The sequence below is a fragment of the Paenibacillus sp. 2TAB19 genome (assembly GCF_052115185.1).
In the GTDB taxonomy this organism is placed as follows: Bacteria; Bacillota; Bacilli; order Paenibacillales; family Paenibacillaceae; genus Pristimantibacillus.
In genome coordinates, this window is the sequence record NZ_JBFRGE010000045.1 from 14,993 (window position 1) to 33,824 (window position 18,832).

15 protein-coding genes are annotated in these 18,832 nt (G+C 50.1%); 14 read left to right on the forward strand and 1 reads right to left on the reverse strand.

Annotation, left to right across the window (positions count from 1 at the left end; translation table 11 throughout):
- Positions 1-64: 64 nt before the first annotated feature.
- Entirely contained in the window at positions 65-1,243 is a 1,179-nt protein-coding gene (locus AB4Z33_RS19540) for an MFS transporter (RefSeq protein WP_442051508.1), read from the reverse strand.
- 160 nt (positions 1,244-1,403) lie between these two features.
- Here AB4Z33_RS19540 and AB4Z33_RS19545 point away from each other — a divergent pair, with 160 nt between their 5' ends.
- From AB4Z33_RS19545 to AB4Z33_RS19610, 14 genes are all read left to right on the forward strand, one after another.
- Positions 1,404-1,853 carry a hypothetical protein gene (locus AB4Z33_RS19545; RefSeq protein ID WP_337098117.1) on the forward strand — a complete coding sequence of 150 codons (450 nt, stop codon included), beginning with the start codon at positions 1,404-1,406 and terminating at the stop codon, positions 1,851-1,853.
- Between the two features lie 69 nt (positions 1,854-1,922).
- Positions 1,923-3,092: a transglutaminase domain-containing protein gene (locus AB4Z33_RS19550; protein ID WP_442051509.1), complete on the forward strand. Its 1,170-nt coding sequence runs from the start codon at positions 1,923-1,925 to the stop codon at positions 3,090-3,092.
- Between the two features lie 33 nt (positions 3,093-3,125).
- The gene (locus AB4Z33_RS19555; protein WP_442051510.1) at positions 3,126-5,216 is read left to right on the forward strand and encodes a peptidoglycan D,D-transpeptidase FtsI family protein; all 2,091 of its coding nucleotides are present in this window, start codon (positions 3,126-3,128) and stop codon (positions 5,214-5,216) included.
- Positions 5,217-5,330: 114 nt separating this feature from the next.
- Complete coding sequence (locus tag AB4Z33_RS19560) at positions 5,331-7,445, forward strand: peptidoglycan D,D-transpeptidase FtsI family protein (RefSeq protein ID WP_442051511.1); 2,115 nt, start codon at positions 5,331-5,333, stop codon at positions 7,443-7,445.
- Between the two features lie 643 nt (positions 7,446-8,088).
- On the forward strand, positions 8,089-9,057 hold the full coding sequence (locus AB4Z33_RS19565) for a metal ABC transporter solute-binding protein, Zn/Mn family (protein ID WP_442051512.1): 969 nt from the start codon (positions 8,089-8,091) through the stop codon (positions 9,055-9,057).
- Positions 9,058-9,112: 55 nt separating this feature from the next.
- Positions 9,113-9,907 (forward strand): metal ABC transporter ATP-binding protein, encoded by a 795-nt coding sequence (locus AB4Z33_RS19570; protein ID WP_442051513.1) that lies wholly within the window; start codon positions 9,113-9,115, stop codon positions 9,905-9,907.
- A gap of 3 nt (positions 9,908-9,910) precedes the next feature.
- A complete protein-coding gene (locus tag AB4Z33_RS19575) occupies positions 9,911-10,852 on the forward strand; it encodes a metal ABC transporter permease (protein WP_442051514.1) in 942 nt (313 codons plus the stop codon).
- Complete coding sequence (locus AB4Z33_RS19580; RefSeq protein ID WP_442051515.1) at positions 10,849-11,721, forward strand: metal ABC transporter permease; 873 nt, start codon at positions 10,849-10,851, stop codon at positions 11,719-11,721. Before AB4Z33_RS19575 ends, AB4Z33_RS19580 begins: the two co-directional genes overlap by 4 nt.
- A gap of 173 nt (positions 11,722-11,894) precedes the next feature.
- Positions 11,895-13,394: an ABC transporter substrate-binding protein gene (locus AB4Z33_RS19585; RefSeq protein WP_442051516.1), complete on the forward strand. Its 1,500-nt coding sequence runs from the start codon at positions 11,895-11,897 to the stop codon at positions 13,392-13,394.
- A 186-nt stretch (positions 13,395-13,580) separates the two neighbouring features.
- Positions 13,581-14,333 carry a Cof-type HAD-IIB family hydrolase gene (locus AB4Z33_RS19590; RefSeq protein WP_442051517.1) on the forward strand — a complete coding sequence of 251 codons (753 nt, stop codon included), beginning with the start codon at positions 13,581-13,583 and terminating at the stop codon, positions 14,331-14,333.
- 6 nt (positions 14,334-14,339) lie between these two features.
- Positions 14,340-14,822, forward strand: coding sequence for a DUF456 domain-containing protein (locus tag AB4Z33_RS19595; RefSeq protein WP_442051518.1), 483 nt, complete (start codon positions 14,340-14,342; stop codon positions 14,820-14,822).
- A gap of 62 nt (positions 14,823-14,884) precedes the next feature.
- Complete coding sequence (locus tag AB4Z33_RS19600) at positions 14,885-16,525, forward strand: putative polysaccharide biosynthesis protein (protein ID WP_442051519.1); 1,641 nt, start codon at positions 14,885-14,887, stop codon at positions 16,523-16,525.
- A gap of 165 nt (positions 16,526-16,690) precedes the next feature.
- Positions 16,691-18,292, forward strand: a complete 1,602-nt coding sequence (locus AB4Z33_RS19605) for a copper amine oxidase N-terminal domain-containing protein (RefSeq protein ID WP_442051520.1) — start codon at positions 16,691-16,693, stop codon at positions 18,290-18,292.
- Positions 18,293-18,350: 58 nt separating this feature from the next.
- Positions 18,351-18,698 carry a thioredoxin family protein gene (locus tag AB4Z33_RS19610; protein WP_442051521.1) on the forward strand — a complete coding sequence of 116 codons (348 nt, stop codon included), beginning with the start codon at positions 18,351-18,353 and terminating at the stop codon, positions 18,696-18,698.
- Positions 18,699-18,832 lie beyond the last annotated feature (134 nt).

Consider the following 18,832-nt stretch of genomic DNA (forward strand, 5'->3'; position numbering starts at 1 on the left):
TAGTCATTTGACATAATGTATCCTATGTGCGGAGGGAACAATTGCCGTGTGCGAATACCCAGTTTTATGAAAAATAGGTGCGAGAAGCTAATATTCTCGAATTGTAGAACGGCAATACAGCGACGGCGAGCATGAGAGCGACGAAAGCGATGAAATAAGGCGAGAGCTGATCGCGCAGCTGGCCTGCGGCCATCGGCCCGATGAAAGCGCCGACGGAGAAGGCAATTGACAGTATGGAGAACGTGCGGCCGTATCTGGCGCCGCCGCTTAACTCGATTAACAGCGTCGATAACGCTGGCAGAATAATGCCTTTAGCCATGCCTATCAGCAGCAGCATCATAGTGAACGGAGCAGGGACACCAGCCGCCAGGCAGAAGTAGACGACGGCTAACATGAATGCCCCCCATAAAGTTCGTTGGAAAGCTGAGATCCGGTTCAGGAACAGCATGCTGAGCGTAATGAGCGCCCCGATACTGACGACGGAGAACAGCAGTCCTGTCGTCATTATGGATGCCTGCGATTTCGCCATGAGCGGAAGCTCGAACGACAATATACCTTGCGAGCAGCTGGTCGCAATCGGCAGCAGGAAGACGAGCCAAGGGATCGGCGTACCCTCGCCAAGCGGCTGCTGCGCAGTCTTCGGCTTCTTGCTTCCGCTCTCGGAGCTTGCTTTGACAGGCAGAGGAGCGACATTCATACGCTTGTCACTGATGAAGAAGACRGCGCATACAGCTGTTATAACCAGCAACCAGCCAAGCACCGTGAAAGCGGTCGTGAAGCCGATCTTCGCGACAAGATACGCCCCCGCTGCCGGCGAGACGACCGATGCGAGCGTATGGACGAGACCGTTGCCGGCCATTAGCTTGCCTTGCTCGGTAATATTGTTCGACAGGCGCGCCAGCAGCGCCAGGCAGGCAGGCGACAGGAAAGCGAGCACGAATCCGCTAATGGAGCGAAGCACGAGCAGCTGCCAAGGGTCAGTCACATGCGATTGAAAGAGGAGTATAATGCCTGCCGCGAGGAGGCTGAAAACAATAAATAAGCGGCTTCCGAATCGATCGACGCCGTAGCCGGCAATGAGATTGCCTGGCAGGTGAGTGATCGAATACATTCCCATCATAAGTCCGATGAAGGAGGGCGCTGCGCCAAGCGAGATGGCGAACGGCGTCAATATCGGGTATTGCGCATGCAAATCGAAGAACGCGACAAACAAAAATAAATAGAGCCAGATGGCAGTTTTCACTCCGTTATCCTCCTTGCTCATTCTCTTTACTAACTACTTGTACGTCATTAATGGACAGGATATGTCTGGCTAAAGTGGAAGGAAGCGTTTACGGTATATAGGACGTAGGGTATAATGTTTTGTAATAGCTTTTTGTACGAGGTATAATGGAGGGGATCGAATGGATTTTTTAGATTTTTCAGCGTATGACGTAGACACATGGACATCTTTTTTCAAAGACAACTGGTTCGTGCTCGTTATCGCGATTGTCGTGCTGCTTCTAATCGTTCGAATTGTGCAGACGGTCGTGAAATGGGCGATTGTCGCGGTTATCGTCATCGGCGTCGTTCTTTATAGCGGCTATACGATGGACGATCTGAAAGTGATCAGCACGAAGGTCGTTGACAGCGCGAAGCAAGAAATGATGACTGCGATGGCGGGCGATGCGAAGGATGCTGAATTCATTAGCAACGCGGACGGCTCGTATACAATCAAGACCAAGAACCTAGAGCTTAACGGCAAACCCGGCGACAATGAAGTGACCGTATCCTTCCGCGGCGCCCCGAAGATAACGATCGAGGTAGATAGCGCGATACAAGCCTTTATCGATCAAGCGAAGAACAACGGCTAATTCATTCTCCGTTAATATTGGGGATGTATATTAGCCTAATACCGGTAAGGCTTCATGAAAGGAGAGATTATGTTCGATTGGATGTTGCGGTTCGATGAGCTGGAGCCCGTAGCGATCATTGCTCTCCTGCTATTGCTTGTTTCATTATTGCAAGGGATAAAGAGGGGCGCGTCGGGATCAGCGAAGCGTCTTTTCTTTTTTGTATGGGAGGGCGTTGTGGCGATAGCGGGACTTGTCATCGCTGGACAACTTGCAGGCTGGGCTTCTCCTCAAGTTGCGAGGTGGCTCACCCGGACCGTTGTAGTGCCGGCACATGAACTCGGAAGTGCGCAGCAAGCGTGGTTTACGCTGCTGACAGGCCTGAGAGATTTCGCGCTGCTAAGGTACGGGATGCTCTTCCTAATTATCTACTTGATATTCAGAGTGATTGCCAGCTTCGCCGAGCCGCTGTTCAGTTATGCATGGAGCAGCATCATACGGGAGAGGAATAGCAGCGGCGTAATGGAAGAGCTTCCTGGACGCCGTTATGCCAGCAAGGCTACAGGTGCAATTATTGGTGCCGTTCATGGTGCCGGAAGATCTTTTCTTTTCATTGCAACTTTATTCGTCTATGTTTCGTTAATCCCTAATGGCTGGTACGCAGACAAGATCGCCGAATCACCGTTGTATCGAGAGGCTGCTGCGATGCTTGCTCCGGTTGCAGGCGATATGCTGGAGGGTCAAGGCCCAGTGCTTGCTGAGGCGGTGGAGGCGGAGTTCCGCCAAATCCTGCAGCGCAAATACGAGATTATCGACTATGCCGTACCGGATGATATCGCTGAGGCCGCTCTATTCGTAACGAAGGACGGGAACGACAACGAGGCGAAGGCACGTCTTCTATATGATTGGCTTGGTTCACGCATTGAGTATGATTGGGACAAAGCTAACAATTACGTCGAGCGGGGCATATGGAAAGAACAGACGCCGGCTGACACGTTCGCAACGCGCAAAGGCGTATGTATTGATACAGCAAGGCTGTATGCCGTGATGGCACGTACGGCAGGGCTCGATGTGAGAGTCGTGACGGGGCTTGGAGCCGATGGAAGCGGCGGCTTCGGACCGCATGCTTGGAATGAAGTGAACATTGGCGATGGCGACGACAATTGGATTCCGCTTGATGCTACATGGGCCTCTTCCGGTGATTGGTTCAATTCCCCAGGCTTTGAGCAGACGCATATTAGAGAAGCTGCTGCGATATAATGAATGGCATATTTATGATTAAGAGGTGAAAGCATGCAAGACGATCCGCAAAAGCGGGAGATCGTAAACAGACGTAATTTTTCATTCCGGCTTAATATGTTTTTTTTCGTTACATTCGTATTATTTAGCGTCTTAATCGTGAAGCTTGCGATCTTGCAGTTCGTAGAAGGTCCGACGCTTAGCGCAGAAGGGGCCGCGAAAGGAACGCGCAACGTTGCGATGCCGCCTATTCGGGGTAATATATACGACTCGACAGGCTATCCAATTGCTTATTCGACTTCGACRCAATCGCTGTATTACAGCGTACAGCCGGAGCTGAAGCAGGCCGATGCGGTTGAGAAGGCAAAGCAGATGGCGGTCGAACTGGACAAAGTGTTCACTAAGTATGGCGATCCGGCTTCGGCCATGACGGTAGATGATATTATCCGGCAGATGGATTTGGAGTTTAAACGAAATTTCATTTCTACGCCTAGGCGGATCAAGTCGAACCTGAYGAATGAGGAAATCGCCTATTTCATGGAGAACAAGAGCAACTTCAAAGGTATCGACATTATGGAGGAAAGTATCCGCAACTACGACAAAAGCTCAATTGCCGTACAATTGGTCGGCTACTTGAAGAAATATAGCGGGGTGCGGCTCGACAGCGAGTTCTATAGCGAGAAGATGAAGATTACCGATGCGACGCTTAAATACTTGGAAGAGGAAGATGTCGGCTTCGGCGGTATCGAGTTGATGTATCAGGACGTTTTGCGCGGAACGAACGGACTGAAGTCATACCCGGTTAATAACAAAGAGGTTATTATTGGACCGATGGAAATTACGAACCCGCAGAAGGGTTCGGACCTTTACCTGACGATCAATAAAACTGTTCAGTTAAAGACGGAGCAAGCCATTACCGACCATATCAAAAAAATATCGGAGTCGTCGAACTCCTATGAGCGCGCCGAATATGCCAAGACGGGTTATGCGGTAGCGATGGAGGTCGATACGGGCAAGGTTGTCGCCATGGCGAGCATGCCGGACTACGATCCGAATATATGGTCAGGCGGAAGAATTAGCAACGAGGATTATGAGAATATCGGCAACAGGCTGCAGAATGGTACGATCTCGACCGTATACGGCGACTATAAGACGGAGAAGGAACGCAACTCCCACCCGTCGTCTATTTTGCCGCCTGGCTCGACGATGAAGCCGTTGTCCGTGTTGATCGGACTTAATGAGGGTTTGTTCACTCCGACGACTAGGTATACGGATACGGGTGTGTTCTCGTTTGGCCGGAAGGGGTACGAGCGTTTTATCAAAAACTCCTTGAACCACGTATACGGCAGTCTCGACGGCGCTGGCGCCATAGCTAAATCCTCTAACCCATTCATGGCAGCGATGATCGGGAACAAGCTGTACATGCGCGGAGATGTGAACGGCAAGAGCAGCGTCGAGATTTGGGACGAATACATGAAGCAATTCGGTCTGGGCGTTCTTACGGGCAGCGGACTGCCGAATGAATCGAAGGGCATTATCGAGTATTACAAGGAGGCGCAGAGCGGAAGCTCGCAGTCCGCGCTTATATTCGCTTCCTTCGGACAACAGGGGCGTTATACGACGCTTCAGCTCGCCCAATATGTATCTATGCTTGCTAATCGAGGCAAGCGTATGAAGCCTCAGTTCGTGAATGAAATCAAGGATTCGGACGGCAATGTCATTCAAGGCTTCACGCCGGAGATCTTGAACACGATCGATATTCCTGAGCAATATTGGAAAGAGATTGAAACAGGCATGTCCGAAGTTAAGTCGGAAGGCTTCGAGGGCGTCGATTACACGTACAGACGGAAAACCGGTACATCCGAGCAGGACGTAGCCGGCCGCCGCGCGGAGAACGCGGTGTTCATCGCCTATGCGCCTGCCGACAAGCCGAAGCTAGCGGTTGCGGTTGTTGTACCGGACGGCGGCTTCGGCGGCTACGGCGCATCGCCGATCGCGCGTCAAATCTTCGATGCTTACGATGAAGAGGTTGGGCTGTACGGCGTGCCTAAGAAGAAGACTGCCGCTAACACTGGCGGGACTCCGGTAGAAGGTGCCGATGCTGGTAATGCTGCTGACGGCACGGCAGGTAATACGGCGGAATAACGATTATGAATATACGAAGCTGTCCTTTTCCATCCATCGAACGGATGCGAGAAGGGCAGTTTTTATTGCAACCTTTTTCATTTAGAATTCGTTATTTCCTAATGGATGGTACACATGGAAGATAATGAGGTGAAAAAACTGCAGGACGATCCGCAACAACGGGAAATAGCGAACAGGCGTCAATTTTCATTCCGGCTTAATTTGTTTTTTTTCCTTACCTTTGTTTTATTTAGCATCTTAATTGTCAAGCTTGCTGTCTTGCAGTTCGTGGAGGGTCCGACGCTCACTGCGGAAGGACTGAAGAAAGGGATGCGCGACGATGCGATGCCGCCTATTCGGGGCAATATTTACGATTCTACCGGTCATCCGATCGCTTATTCGACTTCAACGCAATCGCTTTATTACAGCCTGCAGCCGGAGCCCAAGGAGGCAGATACGATTGCTAAGGCAGAGCAGATGGCGATGGAATTGGACAAAGTGTTCAGCAAATACGGTGATCCCGCTTCGGCGATGACGGTGGGCGATATTATCCGACAGATGGATTTGGGATCCAAACGAAATATTATTTCGACGCCAAGGCGGATTAAGGCGAACCTAACGAACGAGGAGATCGCATATTTGATGGAAAACAAGAGCTCCTACATAGGCATCGAAATTATGGAGGAGAGCATACGCAACTACGACAAGAGTACGATCGCCGTGCAATTGGTCGGCTACTTGAAGAAGTATAGCGGTGTGCGGCTGGATAGCGAATTTTATAGGGAGAAAATGAAGATTACCGACCGGACACTCAAGTATTTGGAAGAGGAAGACGTGGGCTTCGGCGGCATTGAGATGATGTATCAGGACATATTGCGCGGGACGAACGGTCTGAAGTCGTATCCGGTCAATAATAAAGGGATTATTATTGGTCCAATGGAAATTACGAACCCTCAGAAGGGTTCGGACTTGATTCTGACGATCAATAAAAATGTGCAGTTGAAGACGGAGCAAGCCATTACCGATCATATCCAAAAGATATCGACGTCGTCCAACTTATACGAGCGAGCTGAATATGCGAGAACTGGCTATGCCGTGGCGATGGAGGTCGATACAGGCAAGGTTGTCGCCATGGCGAGCATGCCGGATTACGATCCGAATATTTGGTCAGGCGGAAGAATCAGCAATGAGGATTATGAAAATATCGGCAATAGACTGTCGAACGGCACAATCTCGACCGTATACGGCGACTACAAGACGGTGGAGGAAAGAAACGATCATCCATCGTCTATTCTGAATCTGGGCTCGACGATGAAGCCGTTGTCTGTATTGATTGGACTTAACGAGGGCTTATTCACAACGACGACCAGGTATCCGGATAAGGGGGTATTCTCTTTCGGACGGGAGGGCTATGAGACTTTTATTAAAAACTCCTTGAATCACGTATACGGCAGCCTCGACGGTGCAAGCGCAATTGCGAAATCGTCTAACCCGTTCATGGCGGCGATGGTAGGCAACAAGCTGTATATGCGCGGCAATGTAGATGGTAAGAGCAGCATCGAAATTTGGGACGATTACATGAAGCAGTTCGGTCTCGGTGTATTGACCGGCAGCGGCTTGCCGAATGAATCGAAAGGCGTTATTGATTACTTCAAAGAATCGAAGAACGGAAGCTCGCAGTCCGCGCTTATCTATGCATCCTTCGGACAGCAGGGCAAATATACGACACTTCAGCTCGTCCAATATGTGGCGATGCTTGCCAATCGCGGCAAGCGGATGAAACCGCAGTTCGTGAACGAAATCAAAGACACGGATGGCAACGTCATTCAAGGCTTCACGCCGGAGATCCTGAACACGATCGATATTCCTGAGCAATATTGGAAAGAAATCGAAGCGGGCATGTCCGAAGTTAAGTCGGAAGGCTTCGAGGGCGTCGATTACACCTATAGACGGAAGACCGGTACCTCCGAGCAGGATGTCGCTACCCGCCGCGCGGAGAACGCGGTGTTCATCGCTTATGCGCCTGCCGACAAGCCGAAGCTAGCGGTTGCGGTTGTTGTGCCTGACGGCGGCTTCGGCGGCTACGGCGCATCGCCGATCGCGCGTCAAATCTTCGACGCTTACGATGAAGAGGTTGGGTTGTACGGCGTGCCTAAGAAGAAGACTGCCGCTAACACTGGCGGGACTCCGGTAGAAGGTGCCGATGCTGGCAATACTGCTGACGGTACGGCCGGCATTGCGGCGGAATAAGATAAATAATAAGCGTATAAGCTGTCTCTTTCCATCCATCGATTGGATGTGAAAGGGGCAGTTTTTTCGTTTTGTATGGATTCCAGAGGCTGTCGATTAACGGTAACTAACCAATAGTTGTACGATATATCGTATAAACCAACCTTACGGATAGGTCAAATCAAGGTCTTTGATCGAAAAATCGTATAAAATCATCGGCTGCGTGGATGGAGTAACCACTTTTGTATGATAAATCGTATAAGTTTTTACAATTACATCTTGTTTAACTGGTCTTGTGTGAAAAATCATATAAATTGTGATCATATCTAAAGGATGACGGTTTGAATGGGATTATGTGCAGGCTAAAGCGGTGTAAGAGGACGACTGTTGCTTTTTATGTAACGATCGCTAATTGGCGTAGCTAATGAGCGGACTGACTCATTAGTAAAGCCAGGATGAGCTTGATAAAAATAAATGTTGCACTAGAGAAACATTTTTGTGTATTATAAAAAAAGAGGCACTAAGCTAAATAATATTCTCTAGGTCAAATAATGTTCGCAAGGGAAACTTGTCCGTTGACGATAAGGTGAAGACGCAACCATTTAAATTAAAAAATCACAAAATTCAAAATTCGATTTTCCAAACACGAAAGGGAGGGAACATCATGCGCAAGCATACCAAATCCAATTCAGCAATTAGAAGGTTCATTATGACGATTATATTTCTGTCCATAACGGCACTTGCCGTATCGGCATGCGGGGGCTCTACTACTAATCAAGGCGGGGAGAGCGCAGGCAAGCTGAAGGTGACGGCGACGATTGGGATGATTACGGATGTCGTCAAGCAGATCGGCGGCGACCATGTCGATGCTATCGGCTTAATGGGCTCGGGTATCGATCCCCATCTATACAAAGCGTCGCAAGGCGATGTGAAGAAGCTTGATGACGCGGATATCATTTTCTACAACGGCCTGCATCTGGAAGGCAAGATGGCGGAGATGTTCGAACAGCTCGAGAAGCGTAAGCCGACTGTTGCCGTATCCTCTTACTTGAAAGAGGAACAGCTGCACGCGAATCCGGCACAGGGCAGCGGTTCGCATGACCCGCATATATGGTTCAATGTGAWGCTATGGATGTCTGCTGCCGAGGTCATTCGCGATACGCTGGTCGAGAAAGATCCTGCCAACGCTGATGATTACAAACAGCGCGCTGCCGATTATTTGAAGGAGCTGGAGAAGCTTGATGCGTACGCGAAGGAACAAATTGCACTCATACCGGAGGACAAACGAATTCTAGTGACGGCGCATGACGCTTTCGGCTACTTTGGCGAAGCATACGGGTTAACTGTCACGGGTTTGCAAGGCATGAATACGATGTCTGAATACGGCTCCAAGGATGTCAGCAAACTTCGGGATTACTTGGTGGAAAACAAGATTAAGGCCGTGTTCATCGAATCAAGCGTGCCGAAGAAGTCGATTGAATCAGTCATTGAAGGCGCTCGTCAGCTTGGCCATGACGTGAAGATCGGCGGCCAATTGTATTCCGATGCGATGGGCGATGAGGGAACAGAGGACGGCACTTATATCGGCATGGTGAAGCATAACGTGGATACGATTGTAAGTGCATTGAAATAAGAATAAGAAACTAATGGAWCGAAAGTGAGTGATAAATATGAGCCTTACGAAAGCCATGACTAAGCAAACCGCGCACGTATCAGCACCATCCCCGTTGTCCGTGAACGGACTGACGGTTGCTTACCAGAAGAAACCAGTATTGCGGAACGTAACCTTCGAAATTAACGAGGGCGAGCTGATTGGCGTAATCGGACCGAACGGCGCCGGCAAGTCGACACTTATGAAAGCTACGCTAGGGCTCATACCGAGCATTGGCGGCGAGGTGCTCGTATACGGCAAGCCGTATAAAGAGCAGCGCAAGCTCATCGGTTACGTGCCGCAAAGGGAATCGGTCGACTGGGATTTTCCTACGAATGCGCTTGATGTCGTTATGATGGGGCGATACGGGCATCTCGGCTGGCTTCGCCGACCAGGCGCGAAGGAGAAAGCAATCGCGCTTGAATGTCTGAGCAAGGTCGGCATGGCCGACTTCGCCGATCGTCAGATCAGCCAACTGTCCGGCGGCCAGCAGCAGCGTGTCTTCCTTGCAAGAGCGTTGGCGCAGGATGCGAAGCTGTATTTCATGGATGAACCGTTCGCAGGTGTCGACGCCGCAACGGAGAAAGCGATTATTACGCTGCTTCAAGAGCTGAAGCGCCAAGGCAAGACCGTTGTCGTCGTCCATCATGATCTTGCAACCGTTCAAGATTATTTCGATTCGGTGCTGCTGCTTAATGTGGAGCTGCAAGCTTACGGACCTACCGATCAAGTGTTCACGCAGGATCAGCTGCAGCGTACTTACGGTGGCAGACTGGCCTTTCTTGACCGCAGCTTTCCATTGCCGACTGCATCTAACGGAAAGGGCGTGTAGCAGATGGCTAACATTTGGTCGATGATTACAGACCCGAACATGCAATGGATCTTTCTCGGCTGTACGCTCCTTGGTCTAAGCAGCGGTGTTATCGGCAGCTTCTCCTATTTGCGGAAGCAGAGCCTAATGGGCGATACGCTTGCGCATGCGGCTTTGCCCGGTATTTGTATCGCGTTCATGCTGACGGGTATTAAGTCGATTGGTTTATTTCTCATTGGGGCAGGTCTAGCAGGCGTAGTGGCCACATTCGGTATCGGCTATATTACGCGTCATACGAAGCTGAAACAGGACGCTGCGATGGGCATTGTTTTGTCCTCATTCTTCGGCCTCGGAATCGTGCTTCTAACTGTTATTCAGCATGGCAATTATGGCAACCAAGCCGGTCTTGATAAATTTCTGTTCGGCCAGGCGGCATCGATGATCGGCTCCGATGTCATTACGATGTCCATCGTCTGCGTCGTACTGCTGTCTGTCTGCGCATTGCTGTTCAAGCAATTTAAGCTTATTTCATTCGATCCAGGCTTTGCACGAGGTCTCGGTTACCCGGTAGCCGCGCTGGAACAGCTTCTTATGCTGCTGATGGTAGTTGCCGTTGTAGCGGGCATTCAAGCGGTCGGAGTCGTGCTCGTAGCGGCTCTGCTCATTACGCCGGCCGTATCGGCCAGATATTGGACGAATAAGCTTAGCTTAATGGTCATCCTATCCGGTATATTCGGCGCGGCAAGCGGAGCGATCGGCACACTTTTCAGCGCATCGGTATCGAACTTGCCGACTGGACCGGTAACGGTACTCGCGGCTACGGTCGTATTCGTGCTATCGATCCTGTTCGGACCGCAGCGGGGCCTGGTGGCGAAGCGGTTGATGCGCCAACGGGCGAAAGAACGGTTCGCGCAGGAACGCGAGATTACGATTCATGACAGCACGAAGAAGGAGGCAGCGGTATGAGCGACTTTTGGATACTATTGACGGGTTCGCTCGTCGCAAGCTGCTGCGCAATATTAGGTGTCTTCCTAGTTCTTCGAAAAATGGCTATGATCGGAGATGCAATAAGCCACTCCGTTATGCCGGGTATCGTTATCGCCTTCCTGCTGAGCGGCTCGAGAGATTCGTTGCTCATGATGTTCGCGGCGCTCGTATTTGGTCTGCTAACGACCTTCCTCATCCAAATGTTCCAGCAAAGCGGTATCCAGTCGGATGCTTCAATCGGAGTTGTGTTCACCGCTTTGTTCGCAGTCGGGGTTGTACTCGTCAGCTTGTTCGCGCGCCAAGTGCATTTGGATCAGGATGCAATCTTGTACGGGGAGATTGCTTATGTGCATTGGAACATCTGGGAGCTTGGCGGTGTCAATATGGGACCTCGGGCAGTCTGGTTGTTAGGCTTCACATTGATCGTAATCGTGACCGTAATCAGCCTGTTCTATAAGCAGTTCAAGCTATGCGCGTTCGATCCGGCACTTGCCGCCGCTATCGGCATACCGGTTGCGATCTTCCATTATTTGCTCATGGGCCTCGTATCGATGGCAACGGTAAGCTCGTTCGAGAGCGTCGGCGCGATTCTCGTCGTCGGACTGCTCATCATCCCGGCTTCTACGGCATACTTGCTAACGGAGCGTCTAGGCATGATGATCGGTTTAAGCATCGGAGTAGGCATTGCAAGCACAGTAGTTGGATACTTCTCGGCTAAAATAATGGATGCATCGATCGCCGGCTGTATCGTATGCGCGGCCGGCGTATTGTTCGCAATAGCGCTGCTCTTCTCACCTTCGCAAGGCATCGTCGTGAAGAAGCTGAGACTTCGCAAGCTGGCGGCTTAAACGGAGGTAACCGTTTCTAATTAGAGTTAGAGCACCTGGAACATCGGCAAATGCCGAGGACCAGGTGCTTTTTATTTACAAATTTCGATCTATTATGAAACTTTCTCCCATCTATTAACGTTTAGAATATTTGGAATATATTTCATTGGAAAGAGATGGGGGATAGAGTAGACATGGTGAAATCGATATGGAAGTATACGGCGACGGCGGGGCTGATCGGTGCGTTGCTGACAGGGGCAGGCTGCAGCTTCGGCGCTGGAAATAACGAATCGGACAAGCCGCAGTCGTTGAAGGTTATGTACTATAACGAACAAGCCTTCTATCAGGATTTCGGAATGCTTTTCGCTGCTTTGTACCCGAATATCGATCTGCAGATCGTATCGACCCAGAATATGAACAATGGCAATGGCGATCCGAACTTTGACTACAATGAGGCTATGCAAAAGTTCATCGACGAGGAAAAGCCGGATGTTGTATTGGTGCAGGAAGATCAACTGAAGAAGCTGGTCGAGCAAGGAAAGCTATACGAGCTGGAAACGGTAATGAAGCAGGAAAAGTACGATACGGAGACGATCATCCCCGGGCTGATCGATTACTTGAAGGAAATGGGCGGAGGCCAGCTATACGCATTGACTCCTTCGTTCTACAGCCAGGTGCTTTACTATAATAAGGATTTATTCGATAAGTATCAGATAGCTCCGCCAACGGATCAGATGGGCTGGGAAGAAGTGCTCCATTTGGCGAAGCAGTTCCCTACCGAGGGCGAGCCGAAGGAGCGCATTTACGGGATGAAAGCGGGCTATTCCGGCACTTTGTCCGAGCTCGGCAATATGATCGGCAATACCGAAGGATTAAGAATCGTGAATGCGTCAAAGCAGCAGATGACGATGGATTCAGAGGGCTGGAAGCAAGCGCTAAGCCTCGCCCAATCGGCTCTCGCATCGAATGCGCTTTATTACGAAAGCATGGAGCAGCAGATGGAGAACGGAACGACGTATGAAGATTATTTGCTGCGAGACCCTTTCATTGCCGGCCGTACTGCGATGATGATCGGCGATGCGTATTATTTAGAGCAGATTAAGCAAGCGAGCGAGTACAATACGGTTAAGGATAAGATGGTGCAGAACTGGGATGTCGTGACGACGCCCGTTAGCATTCAAGCCCCGGATCAGAGCAGCAATATGGGCACATACAATCTATTCGCGATCATGTCCGAGTCGCCTAACAAGGATGCCGCATGGCAATTTATATCGTATATAACGAGCGAAGAGTATGCCAGAGTTAAGTCGAAGTCAGGCTATAACAATGGACTGCCGATTCGGTCGACCTACATCAAGGACGAAGCGGGACATAGCCTGGATGCATTTTACAAGCTGAAGCCGGTTAGAAGCAATTCAATGTCCGATTACAGCAAGCTTCCGCAGCAGTTCTGGATGCAAATAAACGGCGTCATGGAGCAGCAGCTCGGGCAGGTGAAGGACGGAGGCGTATCGATCGAGGACGCGCTTGCCAAAGTACAGCTTGAGGGGCAGCAGTTGCTTGATCGATTAGTCGAGGAGGAGAAGGCAGCGAAGGCCGCTAAGCCTGCTGATTCGGCGGCAGCGGGCAGCGCAGCAGATGCGACCCCTGACGCCGAAGCCTCGCAAGCGACGGACGTCAGCGTGGAAGAGTAGCAACATAAGGAGAGCTTGTACAAGCGGTTAAGACTGCTTGTACAAGCTCTTTTGTGTATATACAAAAGCGAGGCCAGTGAATACTTTCATTTGGAATATGCGCCAAATGTGCTAAAATAATTGAGTCAACTAGAGTACAAAAAATATAGATGCGGTTTTTTTCTAGGCTGCCGGGAGGATTTACGTATGTCGAATTACAAATTGGTCGCACTGGATATGGACGGAACGCTGTTGAACGAACAAAGCGAGATCAGTGCGGAGAACGCGGAGTGGATACAGAAGGCGCTTGATGCGGGCGTAATTGTCAGCTTCTCGACAGGTCGAGGCTTCCAAAGCGCATTGCCTTATGCGGAGCAGCTGGGGCTCGATACACCGATGATTACCGTTAACGGGAGCGAGATATGGCATAAGCCGCATGTGCTGTATAAGCGGACTCATCTGAGCTCCGTGTACGTGAAACGCATGCACGAGCTAGCACTAAAGCATGGCGAGCCATGGTTCTGGGCTTATACGACGGACACGGTCTACAACAAGGAAAAGTGGATTAATCCGGCAACCGATTACGATTCCTATCATTGGCTCAAATTCGGTTATTACACGGAGGATGATCAAGCAAGAAACGAAATTTTGGCTGAGGTTCAGAGCTGGGGAGCGCTTGAGATTACGAACTCCTCACCTTGGAATCTGGAGATGAATCCGCAAGGCGTGTCCAAGGCAAGCGCGCTCCGCGAGTTATGTGAGCTGCTTCACATTGATATGTCTTCGGTTGTCGCGGTAGGCGACAGTCTGAACGATATTGCGGCTATCCGCGAAGCGGGATTAGGCGTAGCGATGGGCAATGCCCAGCAAGCGGTCAAGGATGCCGCCGATGCCGTTACGTTTACGAACGATGAGCATGGGGTCGCGGAAGTGATTAGACGTTACGTTCTGAAGGGATGATCGAGTATGGAAATATTAGGTTGGATTCTTGTCGTTTTATTATTCGTTATCGGGATGGCAGGAACGGTATATCCAATCTTGCCGGGCGTGCTCGCGATTTACGCCGCATTTTTCGTGTATGGCTTCTTCTTCTCGTTCGGTGACTTTGATGTCTTCTTCTGGATTATCCAAACGATCATATTGGTCGTCCTCTTCATAGCCGATTATGCGGTCAGTGCTTGGGGCGTCAAGCGGTTCGGCGGAAATCGGGCATCGGTAATCGGCAGTACAATCGGTATCATTATCGGACCTTTCGTTATTCCGGCCTTCGGTCTTATTATCGGTCCGTTTGCAGGCGCCGTTATCGGTGAGCTTATTATTGGCACGGAGTTCAAAAAAGCGCTCAAAGCCGGCTGGGGCTCCATGGTCGGATTGTTTACCAGCGTAGTTGTGAAAGTCATTCTTCAAGCGATCATGATCATATTGTTCGTATTGTGGCTCGTCCTTTAATTTTTCATTAAGCAATAAAGCTAACGTGTAAGACAGGAGTGAAAGACATAGCCTCTCAAGTATTGAAAAAAGACTCGTTAATTAAAGGTACGCTCATACTGGCGGCGGCTGCGCTCACAGCCCGGTTTCTCGGACTGTTTCAACGTGTGCCGCTCGATTACATGCTGGGCAAAGACGGGCAATTGGCTTTCGCCGTTGCCAATCAAGTGTATTTGCTGCTGCTAGTTGTCGCAACGGGCGGCATCCCGAGCGCGATAAGCAAGATGGTCTCGCAGCGTTATGCGCTGGGTCGTCCGGAGGAAGCAAGACGAATATATAAGGCTGCGCTTCTGTTCGGGGCCGTGACGGGCTTATTGCTGGCGACGGCGATGTTCATCCTTGCACCCGTGTATACCGACATCGTTAAGAAGCCGATAGCAGACTTGGCGGTAAGAGCGATCGCACCTGCTTTGCTGCTGTTCCCGATCATAGCGATGATGCGCGGATATTTCCAAGGCAGACAGTTCATGGCCGCAGGCGGCATTTCGCAGATTATTGAACAAATTCTTCGCGTCATAGGCGGGATCGGAATCGCCCTGATCGTCTTAGCTTGGGGCTGGGGAGATGCTTGGGGAGCGGCGGCCGTAACCTTCGGCAGCGTGTTCGGCAGCATCGGCGCATTCGTAGTCATGGTCTATTTTGGCCGGAAGCTTAGACGTCAGGACTTGGCCGAACAAGCTCGGAAGGGCGGCGCGAATCTTCGGTCGCAGCAAGGAAGCGGTTCGGAGCTGCGTTTCCGCTCGATTTACAAGGAAATATTCAGTATGTCTATACCGGCAGTCGTAACGGCGATGACCGTACAGTTTCTATACACGTTCGATTCCACGCTGTTCATCCGTCTGACGGAGAGATTCTATGATCTGGAGACGGCTACGCATGTATTCGCCGATTATACGATTAAGGCGATGTCGCTTGCCGGCATCCCTCCAATTCTGGCGATTGCGCTTGGAGCATCGATTATTCCGGTTATATCCTCCGCCTTCTCGGTTGGCAATATGAATGAAGTACAGCGCCAATCTTCGCTTGTTATGCGGATTGTCTGCTTCACCGGGGTACCGATTGCTATGCTTCTTACGGTGGCGTCATTCTCCGTGACGGGATTTCTGTTTCAGAGCCCAAGCGGAAGCAGTACGGTAGCTTTGCTTACGGTAGGTACGATATTCCAAATTACGATGATGACGACAAACTCGATCCTGTACGGACTTGGCAGACCGAAGACACCGATGTATCATACGTTCTTCGGATTGGCGCTTAAAGTGGTATTCAGCATTGCGCTTGCCCCATTCCTCGGCGTATACGGACTCATTATCGCTTCTTCAATCTGCTTCATCATCATCACGCTAATGAACGTTCGTACCATTAACCGAATTGTTAAGCTTAACGTGCTCGGACGCCGGTGGGTTAAATACATCATCGCGGTTGCCGTATCTGCGCTTGCTGGATGGGGAGCAGAGAACGGCATCCTCGCTTGGACGGACGGCTGGGCGGACAAGCTGAGCTATATGGTAGCCGGCATCGTGACGGCCGCTGTCGTCGGCGCGCTGTATCTCGCCCTGCTGGCTGCGCTTCGCGTCATTACGCCTGAGGATATCCGTTCCTTCCCTGGACCGCTTCGCAAGCTGCTTACGAAGGTACTGAAGCCGTTCTATCGCAAGGCGCTATAAAAATGGGACTTCTTAAACAAACAAAATCCCTCACGGTCCTACTGACTGCGAGGGATTTTTCTCATAGAGAATGCAAATGTTCTAGTTTCCATACATTTACATATAATAGACACTCTAGTATAATGATTAAGTTTAATAGACGAGTGATGAAGGAGAGTATTTACATTGATTAAGAAAATGGGACGGCCAAGCAAGCTGATGCTCCTATTGCTCACGCTTGTATTAGTGTTCGTATCAGGTTGTCAGGCGATTGGCGGCGTCGACCTGAACACGGTATTGAAGAATACGCTTAAAGTAACATCGAGCGAGAGCAAGCAGACGCTAACTTTCAAGATGCAACTTGATGATGAAGCGCTCAATGATTTATTGGACGAAGAGATTGCTATTTATAAACTTTTATCTAAAGTGGAGCTTCAACTCGATCATGTCAAAATGGAAGACAGCATGCGTGCATCTTTTGACGGGAAGCTAACGCTGGGAGATTCAACTTCGATTGGTTTCGCGATGAAAATGAACGAGTCCAATGCGATTGTGGAGATTGAAGGCGCCAAGCAGCCTTTCGTGCTCGATATGACGGGTGAAAGTCTTGCGGCAGAGTTTGCTGGCGTAGACACTGCAGCGAATGCGAGTGCAGACGGAGAAGAATCGTTGGCGGCGCTAGGCCATGCGATTATCGATACGGTTGGGGGATACGCGATCGACAACCTGCCTAATCCGGAGAAAATTGATGTGAAGCCTGTTACGGAGACCATTAACGGTGAATCCGTCGCACTCATGCAAGTACATGCCGAGATGGATGGCAAAGCCATTTGGGCATGGGTGAAAAAATATGTAGATGCGCTTGTTGCCGATCAAGCAGGTCTGGAAAAAATGATCAAAGGAATCGTAGAGGTACTCTCGAGCAATCCGGATGTGTGGGAAGCGCTCGGCACCGTTAATCCGTTCGAGGAGAGCGGACAGCTTGATGCACCAACAACGGATGAGCTTATTCAACAAGCAATAGATGAAGCAGTTATTATGCTTAAAGATTTGCAGGATGAGTTGAAAGCGATGGAAAGTGAAGACCCAGAATTGATCGATACCTTGCTGGGCGACAACTTGAATGTGAAAGCCGACGTCTATGTTGACAGCAAGCTGGATATTCGCAAACAGGGTCTCGAGCTATCGTACACGCTGCCAGTTGAAGAAGATGAGGAGTTGTCTTTCATTCCTGTCAAAGGTTTCACTTTAACTTCGGTTAGCGAGCTTTGGAATGTTAATGGCGATGTGTTGGCGGAACCGGCAGTCGTTCCGGCAACGTATATTGACGAGAATCAACTGTTGGAACTGAGTGACTATCAGCTCTTGAAGTTGTTCAAGGAGGATTCGGCAGTATATGATATACTGAGAAACAAATTGCACTTGAACCGTCAATCCGTAAGCTTCTACGTCGACAGCTATTATAATCCTCCTATCGTTGTAAAAGGCGGAATTACGCTTGTACCGCTGCGTCCTACGGCTGAAGCATTAGGCAGCGAAATTCAATACGATCCGAAGACAAAAGCGATTACGCTGTACGACGAGGCAACAGAAACGACGATTGAGCTAAAGACCGGAAGCGATAAGGTGCTTGTTAACGGTGTCGGCGCAACTTGGTCATTCCCGGTAACAAGTGTTGACGGAACGGCCTATGTTCCGGCTCGAAGCTTAAGCAATGCGCTGAATGCGAAGCTTGCGTGGCAAGATTTTTACGGGGAGAAATCGTTGACGATTGCCCGCGAAGTATAACCTGCCGGACAGGGACAAATGTTAATTGGATTAGGACACAAGAAGCGGAGGTGGCAGTATGGAGAAGTTAACGACGGAAGAGGCGTTTCGCGCCGCCGTAGCGAGCGATGGACTTACGATTGCCGTATTCAAGACGACTTGGTGCGGGGATTGCCATTTTATTAATCCTTTTATGCCTGATGTGGAGAGTAAGTATGAGGGGCAAGTTACGTTCATTGAGCTGGATCGCGACGATTTGCCCGATTTATGCTCCGAGCTTCATATTTTGGGAATTCCGAGCTTTATCGCCTTCAGGCAAGGCCAGGAACTGGTGCGGTTCGTAAGCAAGCTGCGCAAGACGCGCGAGGAAATCGAAGAGTTCGTCGATCGTGCGATCGCGGTTAGCGGCGCGCTAGAAAGCAAATAATAGAAAGTCCGCGTTAAGGGAGCTGTTCGCCCCGCGACGCGGACTTTCCTTTTTTGTAAGGCGAATATGCGTAAGTGTCACATTTTCAACATGGCTTTTGACATTTGTTATCGATATAATTGAAAGGTGATTAA